Here is a 15606-nt window from a genome sequence, read left to right on the forward strand (position 1 = left end):
GGTGACCAATGAGCGGTGCACTTCTCGATGTCGACGACCTGCGCGTCACCTTCCCGACTCGGACCGGCCTCATCCAGGCGGTGCGCGGCGTCACTTTTTCGCTTGGCCGAGAGCGGCTGGGCATTGTCGGCGAAAGCGGCTCCGGCAAGTCGCAGACCGGCCGCGCCATCATGGGGCTGACGCCGCCGCAGGCTCTGGTTTCGGCCAAGAAGCTCGCCTTGGACGGCATCGATCTTTTGGACATACCCGCCCGCCAGCGCCGGGCGCTGCGCGGCAAACGCATCGCCATGATCCTGCAGGATCCGAAATATTCGCTCGACCCGGTGATGAGCATCGGCCGCCAGATCGTCGAGACGCTGCGCACGCATGAAAAGGTCTCCAAGGCCGAAGCGCGCGAGCGGGCGCTGGCCATGCTGGAAGCTGTGCAGATCCGCGATCCCTCGCGTGTCTTCGACCTGCATCCGCACGAGGTGTCCGGCGGGATGGGCCAGCGCGCCATGATCGCAATGATGCTGATCGCCGGACCGGAACTGATGATCGCCGACGAGCCGACCTCGGCGCTCGACGTCACCGTGCAACTCGATGTGCTCGGCATCCTCGACCGCTTGGTCAGTGAGCGCGGCATGGGTCTGATCTTCATCTCGCACGATCTGCGGCTGGTCGCCTCCTTCTGCGACCGCGTCATCGTCATGTATGCCGGCAAGGTGGTCGAGCAGCTCAAGGCGTCGGAGCTGCGCGACGCCCAGCATCCCTACACGCGCGGCCTGCTCAACTGCATGCCCAGGATCGGTTACGAACGCCACCCGCTGCCGGTGCTCGACCGCAAGCCGGAGTGGGCGGCATGACGCCAGCCATTTCGATTGAAGGGCTGGAGGTGGTGTTCGACCGTTTTCGCGCGCTGAAAGGGGCGAACCTCGAGGTGAAGTCCGGCGAATCCTTCGGCCTGGTCGGCGAGAGCGGTTCCGGCAAGTCGACGCTGCTCAAAGCCATTGCCGGCCTGGTGCCTGTCGCATCCGGTACTATCACGGTCAATGGCAAGACGCTGGGAGCGCGCCGCGACAAGGCTTTTTATCGCGAAGTGCAGATGGTCTTCCAGGACCCCTATGGTTCGCTGCACCCGCGTCAGACCGTCGACCGCCTGCTACAGGAACCGCTCGCCATTCACGGCTTTGCCGATGGCGAGCAACGCATCCAGCGCGCCCTCGACGAGGTCGGATTAGGCAACGGTTTCCGTTTCCGCTACGCGCACCAGCTCTCCGGCGGTCAGCGTCAGCGCGTGGCGATCGCGCGGGCGCTCATCCTCGAACCGTCGATCCTGCTGCTCGACGAACCGACATCGGCGCTCGACGCTTCGGTGCAGGCCGAAGTGCTCAACCTGCTCGAAGAAATTCGCCGGCGGCGCAAGCTGACCTTCCTGATGGTCAGCCACGACCTCGCCATCATCACCCATATGTGCGAGCGCCTGATGGTGATGCAGAATGGCGAAGCGGTGGAAAATCTCACCGCGGGCCAGCTGATCGGGCATCGGGTGGAGAAGGATTATACGCGCAATCTGTTGAGGGCGAGCGAGGGGTTTGTGCGGACCGCTTGAATCTGGGGTTTCCTATGGCGGAATGGAAGTTCGAAGACCCACCCAATGTCGCGGTGTTGTCGGACAGAAGCATATTTAAACGTGGTGACTGGATCGCATACGTTGTGCATGAAGCTGATGACGACGATAACCACAACGATGAGGGTGGCAGTTGGCAATTTCATAGCAGCGACAAGCCAAATCGAGATGAACCCGAGATAATGCTCGTCAGCCTCCAGAATGTGGTTCAGCGGGATGAGAGCATCCTGGAATTGGCCGATTTGCCAAAAGGCTGGCATGCTTGGCGCACCTCAAAATTGTCGCCCTGGCAGCGCGCTAAATCACTCCCTGTACCCTCCAACGACAACGAGTGATGCAGCAGGGCTAAGTCGAGCTTTGCGCCAGTTCGCCGTTCTCCGGAACAGATGGTTCGTCCCCCTGCTTAGGCTCTTGATCCTGAACCACGTCACTTAAAGCGCCGGCAGGAACAGCAGCGTGATCGCCGTGCCGGCTATGATGCCGCCCATCATGGCGTAGGCCATCGGGCCCCAGAACACTTCGCGCGCGATCGGGATCAGCGCTAGGCTGGCGGCCGCGGCTGTCAGCGCGATCGGCCGCATGCGGTGCTTGGTCGCTTCGATCACGGCTTCCCAGCGGTCTTGGCCCTCGGCCACCAGATACCCGATCTGCACGATCAGGATCACCGAGTTGCGGATCAGGATGCCGATCAGCGCCAGGACGCCCAGAATGGCGACGAAGCCGAGCGGTGCGCCGCTCGGCACCAGGGCCGCGACCACGCCGATCAGGCCGAGCGGCGCCACCGCCACCACCAGGAACAGGCGCTGAAAACTTTGCAACTGGATCATCAGGATGGTCGCCATCACGAACAGCATCAGCGGCACCACCGCTGCGATCGGTCCCTGGCTTTTGGCGCTTTCCTCGACCGAGCCGGCGGTTGCAACGGAATAGCCGGGCGGCAGTTTGGCGATGAAGGCGTCGACCGACGGCTTCAATTCGTTGACGACGGTGGCCGGCAGCACGTCGCCAACGAGGCGCGAACGGTGATCGTCGGGATGCGGTTGCGCCGCCACACCGTCGGCTGTTCGAGGTCGTAGCGGAAGTCGCCACTGCCGCGAGCGGGATCGCTTCGCCGTTCCCGGTGACGGGTGAGCTGTCACGGACTGCCCCGTACGTGTATCGGTCGGCTGGTTAAGACCGGTCTGTCGAAGTGGCCCGCATCGACGACAGGCCCAATCGCCCGGCGGCGGTGCCAACTTGAGGAAAACGTGAAATAAGGTCAGAAGAGGCCTTGGCATTCATCTAACGAGAACGGGCGTCGGCCCGATGAGGGACGAAATGAAGAACGCAGCCATTTCCGAGCGCAAGAACCAGTCGATCTCGCGCGGCGTCGGCATGACGACGCAGATCTATGCCGACCGCGCCGAGAATTCGGAGATCTGGGATGTAGAAGGCCGCCGATACATCGATTTCTCCTCCGGCATCGCCGTCGTCAACACCGGCCACCGCCATCCCAGGGTGATCGAGGCGGTCAAGGCACAGCTCGACCGCTTCACCCATACCTGCCACCAGGTCGTGCCCTATGAGAGCTATGTGCGGCTGGCCGAACGGCTGAACGGCATGCTGCCCGGCAAGTTCGAGAAGAAGACCATCTTCGTCACCACGGGCGCTGAAGCCGTCGAGAACGCCATCAAGATCGCCCGCAACGCCACTGGCCGCCAAGCCGTCATCGCCTTTGCCGGCGGCTTCCACGGCCGCACCTTCATGGGCATGGCGCTGACCGGCAAGGTCGTGCCCTACAAGGTCGGCTTCGGCGCCATGCCGGGCGACGTCTACCACGCGCCCTTCCCGGTGCCGCTGCATGGCGTGTCGGTTGCCGATTCGCTTGCCGCGCTCGACAGACTTTTCAAGGCCGATGTCGATCCGGCTCGCGTTGCCGCCATCATCATCGAGCCGGTCCAGGGCGAGGGCGGCTTCTACGACGCGCCGCGCGAATTCCTGACGGCGCTGCGCAAGCTCTGCGACCAGCACGGCATGCTGCTGATCGCCGATGAGGTGCAGACCGGCTTTGCCCGCACCGGCAAGATGTTCGCCATGGATCATCATGAGGTCGCGGCCGACATTACCACCATGGCGAAAAGCCTGGCCGGCGGCTTCCCGCTGGCGGCGGTCACCGGCCGCGCCGACATCATGGATGCGCCCGGTCCTGGCGGGCTCGGCGGCACCTATGGCGGCAGCCCGATCGGTGTCGCCGCAGCACACGCCGTGCTTGACGTCATCGAGGACGAAAAGCTGTGCGACCGCGCCAATACGCTGGGCGCCCGGCTGAAACAGCGGCTGCAGTCGATCCGCGACGATGTGCCCGAGATTGTCGACATCAGGGGTCTCGGCTTCATGAACGCGGTCGAGTTCAACGACGTCAAGAAGGGCCTGCCGTCGGCCGAGATCGCCAACGCGATCCGGCTGAAGGCGCTCGACAAGGGGCTGATCCTGCTGACCTGCGGCGTCTACGGCAACGTCATCCGTTTCCTGGCTCCGATCACCATCCAGGACAATGTCATGAACGAGGCGCTCGACATTCTGGAAAGCTCGATCCGCGAAGTCTGCGCTGCCTAGCGCAAACCCCTACCTCGCCCTTGTGGGGAGGTCGGACCGCAGGTCCGGGTGGGGGCCTCGCGCCGACCCCAACCCCGCTGCTTCGCACTTACCCTCCCCACAAGGGGGAGGGTAAGTGCGTCTAGCCCGCAGCCCGTGCCGGCTCATCCTGCTGGAACGCGGCCAGCGCCGCCTTCAGCCCATCAGGCCCTTCCGCAACAGTCTGCGCCATCGGCGAAAACCCGGCCCCGAGCATCTTGCGGCCCAGCATATGGTCGCCCGGCCTGTTGACTGATTCGATGCCGAGCAGCCGGCTTCCAGCATAGTGGTAGATCGAGAACTTGTTCTCAGCGAGGTCGCCCAGCACGACATGGCTGTCGCCGCCCGAGGTCAGCCCGACCATCTGCAGTTTCATGTCGCCGATGTCAGACCAGAACCACGGCACCGCCGCATAGGCGTCCGTATGGCCGGTGATCGTGCGTGCGGCAAGCCGCGCCTGGTCGGTGGCGTTCTGCACCGATTCCAGCCGCACGTCGCCGCCGGTCGACCAGTGGCGGTAGGAAGCGGCGTCGCCGATGGCCAGAATATCAGGCACTGAGGTGCGCATCTGTTGGTCGACGCGGATGCCATTGGCGACAGTCAGTCCGGCAGCCTGAGCAAGTTCGACATTCGGCACGGCGCCGATGCCGACGATGACCATGCGCGCGGGCAGCCTTTCGTCGGTGGAGGTGATGGCAGCGCAGACATGGCCGTTTTCCCCTTCCAGCCTGGCAATGGTGGTGCCGGTGAGGATACGCACGCCGATCGCCTCCAGCCGTTGGCGGACATGGCTCGCCACCACCGGCGCCACGGCGCGGCCAAGCAGCCGGTCGACAGCCTCGACCAGGGTGACGTTGCGGCCGGCGGCCCTCAGCGTAGCCGCGATCTCCAGCCCGATGAAGCCGCCGCCGAGGATGACCACGTCTTCGCTTTGGGCGCTGAGCTGGCGGATCAGCCGCGCATCGGCGATCGAGCGCAGCGACAGCACGCCCGAGAGGTCGGCGCCCGGCAGCGGCAGGAGCCGCGGCCGCGAACCGGTGGCCAGGATGAGCCGGTCGAACGGCAGCACGCCGCCGCCTGCTATGTCCAGCTTGCGGCCTGCCGTATCGATGCTGTCGATTCGGACGCCCGGCCTGAAGTCGATGGCGCTGCCGGTGTAAAAGGCCTCGCCGCGCAAGGGTTGCGGCTTGGCATCGGCGTCCTTGATGAAGGTCTTCGACAGCGGTGGCTTGTGATAGGGCAGATCGGTTTCGTCGCCGATCAGTACGACAGGCCCGTCATAGCCTTCCTCGCGCAGGCTGGCGGCCGCTTGCACGCCCGCATGACCCGCACCGAGAATGACGACCCCGTTCTTCATCGCAAACCGAATTCCTGTTTCAAATCTGGAGCATGATGCCGAAAGTGTGAAGCGGTTTTCGGACGACATCATGCTTTGATTGTGAGCCGTTCCGCCAGATGGCGATTGTCTGCCGCCGTCGCAAGAGCCCCGGTCCGGGTCGCACCCGGAACGGTCGCTTGTCAATCGCGCCGTCTCTCATCTTGGCTGCTGGCTATACGATTTAAAGTTGACAGTCCTAGTTTAGAATAATTCTAAACTGTTGTTTCAATTGAATTTTCTAGGGTTCACCAGTTGACTTCCGGCCTCGCCATCGTTTTATGGAGGCTCGCGCGTCAGCGCATCCCTTTGATGTTTGGGCCTTGAACCCGTTCGATTGGAGGCATTTGGTGTCTTTCTCCCGTGAGCCGCAGAGCGGCGCGGCATCTGTGGTGTCCTACGGCATGCCTATGTCCCGGCACCGTTTGGCACGCGCGCCTTTTACCGAATCCCCTTTGAACTGGAGACTGATGATGACAGCGCGATATGGCGGCAGACTGGCTGCGATCGGTGCCACGGCTATGTTGACGGCGGCGGTTTTCATCCTGCCGGCCAAGGCGGCGGAGATCGATGCCAAGGCGGTCATCAAGACCTATTCCGACATCGCGCTGGCCAAGTACGAGGATTCGCTGACCACGGCGCAGGCGCTCGACAAGGCTGTCGACGCGCTGCTTGCCAACCCGTCGGCGGACACGCTGAATGCCGCCCGCGATGCCTGGAAGGCGTCGCGCGTGCCCTACCAGCAGACCGAGGTCTACCGCTTCGGCAACAAGATCGTCGACGACTGGGAAGGCAAGGTGAACTCCTGGCCGCTCGACGAAGGCCTGATCGACTACGTCGCCAAGAGCTACGGCACCGAGTCCGACGCCAACGCGCTCTACACCGCCAATGTCATCGCCAACAAGGACATCGAGATCGACGGCAAGAAGGTCGACGCCTCGAAGCTTTCGCCGGAGTTCCTCGCCGGCACGCTGCAGGAGGCCGGCGGCATCGAGGCCAATGTCGCCACCGGTTATCACGCCATCGAATTCCTGCTCTGGGGCCAGGATTTGCACGGCACCGGCCCGGGCGCCGGCGAGCGTCCGTACACCGACTACGACCTCAAGAACTGCACCGGCGGCAATTGCGATCGCCGGGCCGAGTATCTGAAGTCGGCCAGCGATCTTCTGGTCTCCGACCTGCAGGAGATGGTCGGCAACTGGAAGGAAGACGGCGCCGCCCGCAAGAACCTCGTCGATGGCCAGCCGAACACCGCTATCTCGGTGATCTTCAACGGCATGGGCTCGCTGTCCTACGGCGAACTGGCCGGGGAGCGCATGAAACTCGGCCTGCTGCTGCACGATCCCGAAGAGGAGCACGACTGCTTCTCGGATAATACCTACAACTCGCATCTCTATGACGCCATCGGCATCCGCGCCGCCTATCTCGCCAGCTACACGCGCATCGACGGCACCGTCGTTTCAGGCCCGTCGGTGCACGATATGGTCAAGGCGGCCGATCCGGCGATCGACAAGGAACTGTCCGACAAGCTCGATGTCTCGGTCGCCAAGATGGAGGCGATCAAGGCGCGGGAAGTGGCCGGCGAGGCCTACGACCAGCAGATCGCCGAGGGCAACACCGAAGGCAATGCTACCGTGCAGGCGGCAATCGACGCGCTGGTCGACCAGACCAAGTCGATCGAACGCGCCGTCGGCGCGCTGAACCTGAACAACATAGCCTTCGAGGGGTCCGACAGCCTCGACGCACCGGACAAGGTGTTCAAGTAGCACCCCAACCAACTACCAGCCAAACGGCGCGGAGGGGCGCCGTCAGCCAGAGCCAATCCATGCTGATCTGCCATTGCAACATCATCACCGAAAAGGAGATTGAGCAGACGATCGTCGATCTGCTGGATCAGGACCCCTGGCAACTGATCGTGCCGGCGAAGGTCTATCACACGATGCAAAAGCGCGGTCGCTGTTGCGGCTGCTTCCCAAATGTGGTCGAAACGATCATTCGGGTCACCGAAAATTACCACACCCGTTCGGAGGCGAGCGGCGTGGACATCGTTTCACACCTGGATCGCGTCAGAGGCCTGCGCGTCCAATATGGGAGCAGAATCCATGAAAGGCGAACCGCAGATCATCGAGCGGCTTAACGAGGCTCTGTTCCTGGAGCTTGGCGCCGTCAATCAATACTGGGTGCATTTCCGCCTGCTCGAAGATTGGGGATATGCCAAGCTGGCAAAGAAGGAACGCGCCGAATCGATCGAGGAGATGCACCATGCCGACCGGCTGGTGGCCCGTATCATCTTCCTCGAAGGGCATCCCAATTTGCAGTCCGTGGCGCCGTTGCGCATCGGCCAGAACGTCAAGGAAGTGCTCGAATCCGATCTCGCCGGCGAATATGACGCACGCACCGCCTACAAGCGTTCGCGCGAGATCTGCAACGAAGCCGGCGACTACGTGACGATGAAGCTGTTCGAGGAATTGCTGGCGGATGAGGAAGGTCACATCGACTTCCTCGAGACGCAGCTCGACCTCCTTGCCTCGATCGGCGAGGAAAAATACGGCCAGCTCAACGCCGCATCGGCGGACGAGGCGGAATAGGACCATGCAGGAATGCGGCGCCCCATAGATATTCTGCGCCGCTTGCGGCGGGCCGCCGGCCCGCTGCTCCTCAAAAACCCGCGATATCAGGCCTTTCGCGGGCTTTCGGTTGTAACCCTGGCGGCAATTTTGGCCCCGGCCCTGGCCGGATCGTCGGAACCGGTCGGCCTCGCCACGAGCCGCACCGACCTGACGCCGAAGGACCAGGCCCGCGTCCTTGCAGTTACCAGGCCAACCCAGGATTTCTCCAAGCCCGAATCCTTCGAAACGATGCAAGGCGGCGCCGGCACGTCGCGCAAGCAGGTCGACCGCGACGCCTTCTCGCAACCCTCTGAAAACATTACCTTCGAGGAACAGGGCAATTTCAAGCTCGGCAATGCGCTTTTCCGCAAGAACTGGGTGTCGTCGCCATCCTCGACCCAGGCCTCGGACGGTCTCGGACCCCTGTTCAACGAGCGCGCCTGCCAGAATTGCCATTTGAAGGATGGCCGCGGCCGCCCGCCGGCCGCCGACAGCCGCACCACGTCGATGTTCCTGCGGCTGGCGCGCGATGCGAGCACGGCCGAGGAAAAAGCCGAGATTGCCGTGCACAAGGTGCTGAACTTCCCCGATCCGGTCTACGGCGCGCAGTTGCAGGAACTGGCGGTGCCCGGCCTCAAGGGCGAAGGCCGCATGTATGTCGATTATCGCAAGGAAAAGGTCACGCTCGGCGACGGTAGCATCGTTTCGCTGCGCAAGCCGAGCTATTCGCTCGACGGGCTTGGCTACGGCCCGCTTGACCCGCGCACCACGCTGTCGCCACGTCTGACCCCGCCCATGATCGGCCTTGGCCTGATCGAACAGATCGCGCCGGCCGACATCCTTGCCCATGCCGATCCCGACGACCGCGACGGCATTTCCGGCAAGCCCAACATGGTGCGTGACCTCAGCAGCGGGCAACTGACGCTTGGCCGCTTCGGTTGGAAGGCGCAGACCGCATCGATCCGCCAGCAGGCGGCGGACGCCTTTGCCGGCGATATCGGCATTTCGACGCCGGAAGAGCCCAGCCACTGGGGCGATTGCACCGCAGCCGAAGAGGCCTGCTTAGCCATGCCCAATGGCGTGCAGAAGCGGCTCGGCCCGGTCGAGGCGCCACCACCGGTGATGGACCTCGTCACCTTCTATTCACAGAACCTTGCGGTGCCGGCGCGGCGCGATGTCGGCGCACCCGCCGTGCTCGCCGGCAAGAAGCTGTTCTACGAGATGGGCTGCATTGCCTGCCATACGCCGAAATTCGTCACCATGCGCGGGAACAAGGCGCAGGCGTTCCAACTGATCTGGCCCTATTCCGACTTTCTGCTGCACGACATGGGGCCTGGCCTTGCCGACGGCCAGGCGGTGGGCGATGCCACGGGCAGTGAATGGCGCACCCCGCCGCTATGGGGCATCGGCCTGACAAAGACCGTCAACGGCAACGCTTTCTTCCTGCATGACGGGCGTGCGCGCACGCTTACCGAAGCGATCCTGTGGCATGGCGGCGAGGGGCAGAAGGCGCGCGATCGCTTTGCCGCCGCCAATACGGCCGACCGCGATGCTCTCATCAAATTCCTGGAGTCATTCTGATGCTCAAGCGGGTTTTGCCTGTTCTCCTCCTCCCATTGGCTCTGTTCGGTGCGTCCCCGGCATCGGCCTCGGTGAAAGCCTCCGACGTGATCCAAAGAGCGATCGACGGCTTTGTCCGCCCCGCCTATGCCAGCCTGCATGGCCATGCCGGCACCTTGGCGAAGGCCATGGACGCGCTCTGCCAGGCGCCGTCGCAGGGCAACCTCGATGCCGCGCATGCCGGATTCTCGGCCACGGTCGCAGCTTGGTCGTCGGCTGAAATCATCGGCTTCGGGCCAATCAAGGAGAACAACCGGCTGGAGCGCATGCTCTACTGGCCGGACCGAAAGAGCATCGGCCTGAAGCAGGTGCAGGCGGCGCTGGCCGGCAAGGATCCGACCGCCACCGATCCGGCGCAGCTGGCGGGCAAGAGTGTCGCGATGCAGGGATTAGGGGCGCTTGAGCTCGTGCTTTACGGCGACGGCGCCGAGACGCTCGTCGGCAAGGACGAGCCCTATCGCTGCGCCTATGGCGCGGCAGTCGCCAAGAACATCGAGACCATGGCGGCCGATGTCGACGCGGCCTGGAAAAAACCGGACGGTTTTGCAGCCTCGTGGGCTAATCCCGGACCCGACAATGCGCTTTACCGCGACGGCACCGAAGCGGTGACCGAACTGGTCGGCGTCTTCATCAACGAGCTGGAAATGGTCCGCGACGTGCGCCTCAAAGGTTTTTTCGGCGCCAAGCCGGAGGCTGACAAGCCAAGGCAGGCGATCTACTGGCGGTCGCAAAACACCGGCCTGTCATTAGCCGGCAACCTCTCCGGCATTGATGCGCTGTTCCAGGCCTCGAAGCTCGGCGACGCGCTGCCCGAGGATAGCAGATGGATGGCGGAATCCATCCATATCCAGCTCATCAATGGCGTTGCCACTGCCAAATCCATCCAGGGTCCGATCGACAAGACGCTGGCCGATCCCGCGGAGCGCGGAAAACTCGAGCATTTCGCGCTGATCACCTCCAGCCTGTCGGGCCTGATCGGAACCAGGCTGACCGCCGAGTTCGGCCTGACCGCCGGCTTCTCCTCGCTCGACGGAGACTGATCATGAGGACGCCGCTGATCGACCGCCGCGATTTTCTCAGGGCTGCCGGCGCCGGCTTCGTCGCGTCAATGGCGCCGCGGGCCTGGGCGGACACGCTTGCCGCCGATGCCGTCTTTGCCACCGCCTTCGGCAAGCGCGACGGCAGCTTTGGCGCCGCTGTGTTGTCGGAAGCCGGAAAAGTATTGCATGCGATCGACCTGCCCGACCGTGGCCACGACGTCACCTTCGATCCGGCCTCAAAGCGCTCCGTGGTCTTCGCCCGGCAACCCGGCACCTTCGCCGTGGTCTTCGACCATGCCGGCCGCGAGCCGCCGCTGACCATCGCCAGCATCACCGGTCGGCATTTCTTCGGCCACGGTGTGTTTTCCACCGACGGCGCGCTGCTTTACGCCACCGAAAACAATTTCGACAATGCCGCCGGCGTCGTCGGGATCTACGACGCACGGGCCAAGTTCAGCCGCATCGGCGAGTTTCCGACCTATGGCATGGGGCCGCATGAGCTCTTGCTGCTCGGAGACGGCCGGACGATCGCCATCGCCAATGGCGGCATCGAGACCCATCCCGACTATGGCCGCGCCGAGCTCAACATCGCCACCATGAAGCCGTCCTATGTGCTGGTCGATCGCACAACCGGCGATCTCATCGAAAAGCACGAACTGCCGCCGGCTCTGCACCAGCTGTCGATTCGCCACATGGATGCCGACCCCACAGGCACCATCTGGTTCGGCTGCCAGTACCGCGGGCCGGGCACCGAGCGGCCACCGCTGGTCGGCCGCGCCACGCGCGGCAAGGGGCTGCAGCTGCTCGACATGCCGCAGGACGTGCTATCCGGCTTCCGGAATTACATCGGCTCGGTCGCCGCCAACCCGATTGCCGGCACGGTCGCGGTGTCTTCGCCGGAAGGCAATTCGCTGGCCGTCATCGACGCCGCCAGCGGCAAGATCGTCGCCACCAAGGCGCTGGTCGAGGTCTGCGGCCTGGCGCCCGACGGCCCGGGCTTCATGGCAACCACGGGTGCTGGCGAAATCATCGAAGGCAGCGGCGCGACGCGCTCCGAGCCCGACTATGTCTGGGACAACCACATGCTGCGCATCGCGCCGGCGGCGTAAGCCGTCCGGCCTGCACCGAAGCGAAGCCACTTAACAATTTACGCGCTGGCTCTTGCGGCGGCGCGCCGTGGCGGGCAGAGGGAGACTGTTTTTCGAACCGGTCGCCCATGAAACTGCTCGCCATCGACTGTGCCGCCAATCTCTGCGCCGCTTGCGTCTATGACGCATCGGGCGGCAGAGAACTTGGCCGCTCGGTACTCGATCTCGGCAAAGGCCATGCCGAACACCTGATGGCTGTCATTGACGAAGCGCTGAAAGCGGACGGCACCGATTATGCCGGCCTTGGCGCCGTTGCGGTTTCCATCGGTCCGGGTTCCTTCACCGGCCTGCGGGTGGGCGTCTCGGCGGCGCGCGGCCTGGCGCTGGCGCTGAAGATCCCGGCGATCGGGGTAACGACACTGGAGGCGCTGGCGGCCGAGGCGAGGGCGGCATTTCCCGGCCGCCCGGTCCTGGCCGCTCTCGATGCCGGCCGCGAGGAAATCCATGCCGCGCTTTACGATGCGGAAGCGATTTTGCGCTATGGTCCGGCGGTGACCACACTTGCGCAAGCCGCGGGAATGGCGGCGGACAATCGTCCGGTGCTTGCCGGCACGGCCGCCGTGCAGATCGCAGCCGCGGCCGGTCGCGATTTCGATATCGGCCCGACGGCTGCCACCGCCGACATTGCCGTCTACGCCCGGCTCGCCGCTGCAAAAGGCGAGGGCGACAAGCCGAAGCCACTCTATCTGCGCGGCGCCGATGCCAAGGCGCAGGCCGGGTTCATCCTGTTGAGGCAGGAAAAGTGATGCGCATCCCTTTCCTCCAGCCGCGCCGCAGGGACTATGCGCTCGAGCCGCTGACCATCGCCGACAGCCCGGCAGCGTCGGTGCTGCACCGCGAGGATTTCGTCCGGCCCTGGACCGATGGCGAGTTCGCCGCGTTGCTCGAACAGGAAACCGTGTTCGGCTATGCCGCGCGCGAAATCGGCCAGGGCGCCAAGCCGCCGGTCGGCTTCGTGCTGGCCAGGCTTGCAGCCGGCGAGGGCGAGATTCTGACCGTGGCGGTGGCGCGCTCGCATCGCCGCCAGGGGCTCGGCTGGCAATTGATGGACGCCGTACTGCGCGAATTGCATGCGCAGCGCGCCGAGGCGCTGTTCCTTGAGGTCGACGAGACCAATGTCGCTGCCATCGCCCTCTACCGGCGGCTGGGCTTCCGCCAGGTCGGGCACCGCGCCAATTATTACCGCTCGACCGAACATGGTCCTACCGGCGCGCTTGTCATGCGCCGCGATCTTCGCTAGCCAAAGTTTTGGGGCAGGGCCAAGCTGCATGATCGGAAAAATCAGGATTTTCCTGGCGCTGAGCCTCGTTGTCATCGGTTCGCTGGTCCTTGTGCCTTTGCAGCTGCTGTCGATGAAGACTGGAATCTGGCGCGAGACGGTCATTCTGAAGGCCTGGCACAGCCTCATCGTCCGGACGCTCGGCCTGCGCATCCATGTCAAAGGTGCGCTGTCCAGCCAGCGCCCGCTGCTGGTCGCCTCGAACCATATCTCCTGGACCGACATCATGGTGCTGGGCTCCTTTGCCGATGTGACCTTCATCGCTCGGGCGGACATGGAGGGATGGCCGCTGATCGGCTGGCTGTCGAAATTGCAGCGTACGGTCTTCATCGAACGCGAGCGTAAGCGGACAGCTGGCGACCAGGCCAGCGAGATCGCCAGCCGCATGGCCAAGGGCGACGCTATGGTGCTATTTGCCGAGGGCTCTACCGGCGACGGCAACACCATCCTGCCGTTCAAGAGCACCTTGTTCGGCGCCGCCTCGATGGCGATTTCGGAAGGCGCGGCCGAGCAGGTCTTCATCCAGCCGCTGGCGATTGCCTACACGCGGGTGCACGGCGTGCCTCTCGGCCGTCGCCACCGGCCGCTCGCTGCCTGGATCGGCGATCAGGACCTGATGCCGCATCTCAAGGTGCTGATGGCCGAAGGCGCCATTGACGTCGAGGTGCATTTCGGCGAGCCCATCGCCTTTTCCAAGGGCTCGAACCGCAAGGAAACGTCGAGGATGATGGAAAGCAAGGTGCGCGCCATGATGCAGGCCGCGCTCGCCGATCCCCGACCGAGCCGCTAGCGCAGGCCGAGCGCCTACAGGCCGATGCCCGAGAATCGTCTGTTTTTTGTCACGGAAAGGCGTTAGAAGCCGCCGGATGGATTTGAACACGATAGAGCGGAACGAAACCGACAGCGCCTCGCAAAGCGCTGCTGCGGCGTCCGCCCCGGCCAAAAAGGTCTTCGTCAAGACCTATGGCTGCCAGATGAATGTCTATGACTCACAGCGCATGACCGATGCGCTGGCCGCCGACGGCTACACCGCGACCGATGTCATCGCCGACGCCGACCTGGTGCTGCTCAACACCTGCCATATCAGGGAGAAGGCGGCGGAAAAGGTCTATTCTGAGCTCGGCCGCATCCGCGACATGAAGGCTGAACGCGCAGCAGTTGGGCGCGAAATGCTGATCGGCGTCGCCGGTTGCGTCGCGCAGGCCGAAGGCCCGGAAATCATCCGCCGTTCGCCTGCTGTCGATCTGGTCATCGGCCCGCAGACCTATCACCGGCTGCCCGATGTGCTGGCCCGGGTGCGTGGCGGCGAAAAGATCGTCGAGACCGAATACGCCATCGAGGACAAGTTCGAGCATCTGCCGCAGCCGAAGCGTGCCGAAATGATCAAGCGCGGCGTCACCGCCTTCCTCACGGTACAGGAAGGCTGCGACAAATTCTGCACCTTCTGCGTCGTGCCCTATACCAGGGGCTCGGAAGTGTCGCGGCCGGTGGCGCAGATCGTCGCCGAAGCCGAGCGGCTGGCCGATGCCGGTGTGCGCGAGGTGACGCTGCTGGGGCAGAACGTCAATGCATGGCACGGCAAGGGTGAGGATGGCATGGAATGGGGGCTTGGTCGCCTGCTGTTCCGGCTGGCCGAAATTCCTGGCCTGGCGCGGCTGCGCTACACCACCAGCCATCCGCGCGACATGGACGACGAATTGATCGCTGCCCATCGCGATCTCCCGGCTTTGATGCCTTATCTGCACCTGCCGGTGCAATCCGGGTCAGACCGCATCCTCAAGGCGATGAACCGCAGGCACACGGCCAAGGACTATCTGGCGCTGCTCGAGCGCATCCGCGCTGCGCGCGGCGACATCGCGCTGTCCGGTGACTTCATCGTCGGCTTCCCCGGCGAAACCGAGGCGGATTTCGAGGCGACGATGGGTCTGGTGCGCCAGGTGAACTACGCCTCGGCCTTCTCGTTCAAATATTCGCCGCGTCCCGGCACGCCGGGCGCCGATATGCCCGATCACGTGCCGGAAGCGGTCAAGGATGAACGTTTGCAACAGCTGCAGGCATTGTTGCTCAAGCAGCAGCAGGATTTCGGCCTGGGCCTGGTCGGCAGCACCATCGACACGCTGATCGAGAAGCCCGGCCGTCAGGCCGGCCAGAAGGTCGGCCGCTCGCCCTGGCTGCAGCCGGTTATTGTTGATGAAAAGGCCGGCGAAATCGGTGACATTATCCGGGTGCGAATCACGAAGACGGGCTACAATAGCCTGTTCGCCGAGTTGGCTTGATGGCCTCGGCAGATGAGGAGAGACGGTTGAGCGCTGC

The 15606-nt window shown here is 64.0% G+C and carries 15 protein-coding genes and 1 pseudogene; 14 read left to right on the top strand and 2 right to left on the bottom strand.

Translation table 11 applies throughout. The features are described 5' to 3' along the window. Positions 1-8 precede the first annotated feature (8 nt). From NLY36_RS19315 to NLY36_RS19325, 3 genes are read left to right on the top strand one after another with little or no spacing between them, the layout of a single operon-like run. Complete coding sequence (locus NLY36_RS19315) at positions 9-845, top strand: ABC transporter ATP-binding protein (protein ID WP_023669526.1); 837 nt, start codon at positions 9-11, stop codon at positions 843-845. Beyond that, entirely contained in the window at positions 842-1591 is a 750-nt protein-coding gene (locus tag NLY36_RS19320; RefSeq protein WP_023692596.1) for an ABC transporter ATP-binding protein, read from the top strand. Before NLY36_RS19315 ends, NLY36_RS19320 begins: the two co-directional genes overlap by 4 nt. 14 nt (positions 1592-1605) lie before the next feature. Then, positions 1606-1944, top strand: coding sequence for a hypothetical protein (locus tag NLY36_RS19325; RefSeq protein ID WP_023736153.1), 339 nt, complete (start codon positions 1606-1608; stop codon positions 1942-1944). Positions 1945-1954: 10 nt separating this feature from the next. Here NLY36_RS19325 and NLY36_RS19330 read toward each other — a convergent pair. Further along, positions 1955-2731: pseudogene (locus NLY36_RS19330) on the bottom strand (efflux RND transporter permease subunit); the annotation flags it as partial. 195 nt (positions 2732-2926) lie between these two features. Here NLY36_RS19330 and NLY36_RS19335 point away from each other — a divergent pair. Further along, positions 2927-4204, top strand: a complete 1278-nt coding sequence (locus NLY36_RS19335) for a 4-aminobutyrate--2-oxoglutarate transaminase (protein WP_023692593.1) — start codon at positions 2927-2929, stop codon at positions 4202-4204. A gap of 121 nt (positions 4205-4325) precedes the next feature. Here the strand turns inward: NLY36_RS19335 and NLY36_RS19340 are convergent, their stop codons facing one another. Continuing rightward, positions 4326-5579 (bottom strand): NAD(P)/FAD-dependent oxidoreductase, encoded by a 1254-nt coding sequence (locus tag NLY36_RS19340; protein ID WP_286461320.1) that lies wholly within the window; start codon positions 5577-5579, stop codon positions 4326-4328. 491 nt (positions 5580-6070) lie between these two features. Here NLY36_RS19340 and NLY36_RS19345 point away from each other — a divergent pair, with 491 nt between their 5' ends. From NLY36_RS19345 to miaB, 10 genes are all read left to right on the top strand, one after another. Then, positions 6071-7363: an imelysin family protein gene (locus NLY36_RS19345; protein ID WP_023692591.1), complete on the top strand. Its 1293-nt coding sequence runs from the start codon at positions 6071-6073 to the stop codon at positions 7361-7363. A 59-nt stretch (positions 7364-7422) separates the two neighbouring features. Continuing rightward, positions 7423-7734, top strand: coding sequence for a (2Fe-2S)-binding protein (locus NLY36_RS19350; protein WP_023669536.1), 312 nt, complete (start codon positions 7423-7425; stop codon positions 7732-7734). After that, positions 7700-8185, top strand: a complete 486-nt coding sequence (gene bfr, locus NLY36_RS19355) for a bacterioferritin (protein ID WP_023669537.1) — start codon at positions 7700-7702, stop codon at positions 8183-8185. Before NLY36_RS19350 ends, bfr begins: the two co-directional genes overlap by 35 nt. Positions 8186-8197: 12 nt before the next feature. After that, positions 8198-9787, top strand: coding sequence for a di-heme oxidoreductase family protein (locus tag NLY36_RS19360; RefSeq protein ID WP_023692590.1), 1590 nt, complete (start codon positions 8198-8200; stop codon positions 9785-9787). Then, positions 9787-10866, top strand: a complete 1080-nt coding sequence (locus tag NLY36_RS19365) for an imelysin family protein (protein ID WP_023736151.1) — start codon at positions 9787-9789, stop codon at positions 10864-10866. The genes NLY36_RS19360 and NLY36_RS19365 overlap by 1 nt, the downstream gene beginning before the upstream one ends. Positions 10867-10868: 2 nt before the next feature. Further along, positions 10869-11975 carry a DUF1513 domain-containing protein gene (locus NLY36_RS19370; RefSeq protein ID WP_023692588.1) on the top strand — a complete coding sequence of 369 codons (1107 nt, stop codon included), beginning with the start codon at positions 10869-10871 and terminating at the stop codon, positions 11973-11975. A gap of 107 nt (positions 11976-12082) precedes the next feature. Further along, a complete protein-coding gene (gene tsaB / locus NLY36_RS19375) occupies positions 12083-12760 on the top strand; it encodes a tRNA (adenosine(37)-N6)-threonylcarbamoyltransferase complex dimerization subunit type 1 TsaB (RefSeq protein WP_023669541.1) in 678 nt (225 codons plus the stop codon). After that, positions 12760-13254: a ribosomal protein S18-alanine N-acetyltransferase gene (gene rimI, locus NLY36_RS19380; RefSeq protein WP_023669542.1), complete on the top strand. Its 495-nt coding sequence runs from the start codon at positions 12760-12762 to the stop codon at positions 13252-13254. Before tsaB ends, rimI begins: the two co-directional genes overlap by 1 nt. Before the next feature lie 28 nt (positions 13255-13282). Continuing rightward, positions 13283-14083 carry a lyso-ornithine lipid O-acyltransferase gene (gene olsA / locus NLY36_RS19385; RefSeq protein WP_023669543.1) on the top strand — a complete coding sequence of 267 codons (801 nt, stop codon included), beginning with the start codon at positions 13283-13285 and terminating at the stop codon, positions 14081-14083. Between the two features lie 184 nt (positions 14084-14267). Beyond that, on the top strand, positions 14268-15569 hold the full coding sequence (miaB, locus tag NLY36_RS19390; RefSeq protein WP_245260273.1) for a tRNA (N6-isopentenyl adenosine(37)-C2)-methylthiotransferase MiaB: 1302 nt from the start codon (positions 14268-14270) through the stop codon (positions 15567-15569). Positions 15570-15606: the final 37 nt, after the last annotated feature.

It is taken from the genome of Mesorhizobium sp. C399B (assembly GCF_030323185.1).
Lineage (GTDB): Bacteria > Pseudomonadota > Alphaproteobacteria > Rhizobiales > Rhizobiaceae > Mesorhizobium.

Excerpts from the sequence above, each read along its gene's own strand:
- tsaB (WP_023669541.1), top strand. The coding sequence starts at position 12,083 with ATGAAACTGCTCGCCATCGACTGTGCCGCCAATCTCTGCGCCGCTTGC.
- bfr (WP_023669537.1), top strand. The coding sequence starts at position 7,700 with ATGAAAGGCGAACCGCAGATCATCGAGCGGCTTAACGAGGCTCTGTTC.
- NLY36_RS19350 (WP_023669536.1), top strand. The coding sequence starts at position 7,423 with ATGCTGATCTGCCATTGCAACATCATCACCGAAAAGGAGATTGAGCAG.
- miaB (WP_245260273.1), top strand. The coding sequence starts at position 14,268 with ATGAATGTCTATGACTCACAGCGCATGACCGATGCGCTGGCCGCCGAC.
- NLY36_RS19345 (WP_023692591.1), top strand. The coding sequence starts at position 6,071 with ATGACAGCGCGATATGGCGGCAGACTGGCTGCGATCGGTGCCACGGCT.
- NLY36_RS19335 (WP_023692593.1), top strand. The coding sequence starts at position 2,927 with ATGAAGAACGCAGCCATTTCCGAGCGCAAGAACCAGTCGATCTCGCGC.
- NLY36_RS19320 (WP_023692596.1), top strand. The coding sequence starts at position 842 with ATGACGCCAGCCATTTCGATTGAAGGGCTGGAGGTGGTGTTCGACCGT.
- NLY36_RS19360 (WP_023692590.1), top strand. The coding sequence starts at position 8,198 with ATGCGGCGCCCCATAGATATTCTGCGCCGCTTGCGGCGGGCCGCCGGC.
- NLY36_RS19365 (WP_023736151.1), top strand. The coding sequence starts at position 9,787 with ATGCTCAAGCGGGTTTTGCCTGTTCTCCTCCTCCCATTGGCTCTGTTC.
- olsA (WP_023669543.1), top strand. The coding sequence starts at position 13,283 with ATGATCGGAAAAATCAGGATTTTCCTGGCGCTGAGCCTCGTTGTCATC.
- NLY36_RS19340 (WP_286461320.1), bottom strand. The coding sequence starts at position 5,579 with ATGAAGAACGGGGTCGTCATTCTCGGTGCGGGTCATGCGGGCGTGCAA.
- NLY36_RS19370 (WP_023692588.1), top strand. The coding sequence starts at position 10,869 with ATGAGGACGCCGCTGATCGACCGCCGCGATTTTCTCAGGGCTGCCGGC.
- NLY36_RS19325 (WP_023736153.1), top strand. The coding sequence starts at position 1,606 with ATGGCGGAATGGAAGTTCGAAGACCCACCCAATGTCGCGGTGTTGTCG.
- rimI (WP_023669542.1), top strand. The coding sequence starts at position 12,760 with ATGCGCATCCCTTTCCTCCAGCCGCGCCGCAGGGACTATGCGCTCGAG.
- NLY36_RS19315 (WP_023669526.1), top strand. The coding sequence starts at position 9 with ATGAGCGGTGCACTTCTCGATGTCGACGACCTGCGCGTCACCTTCCCG.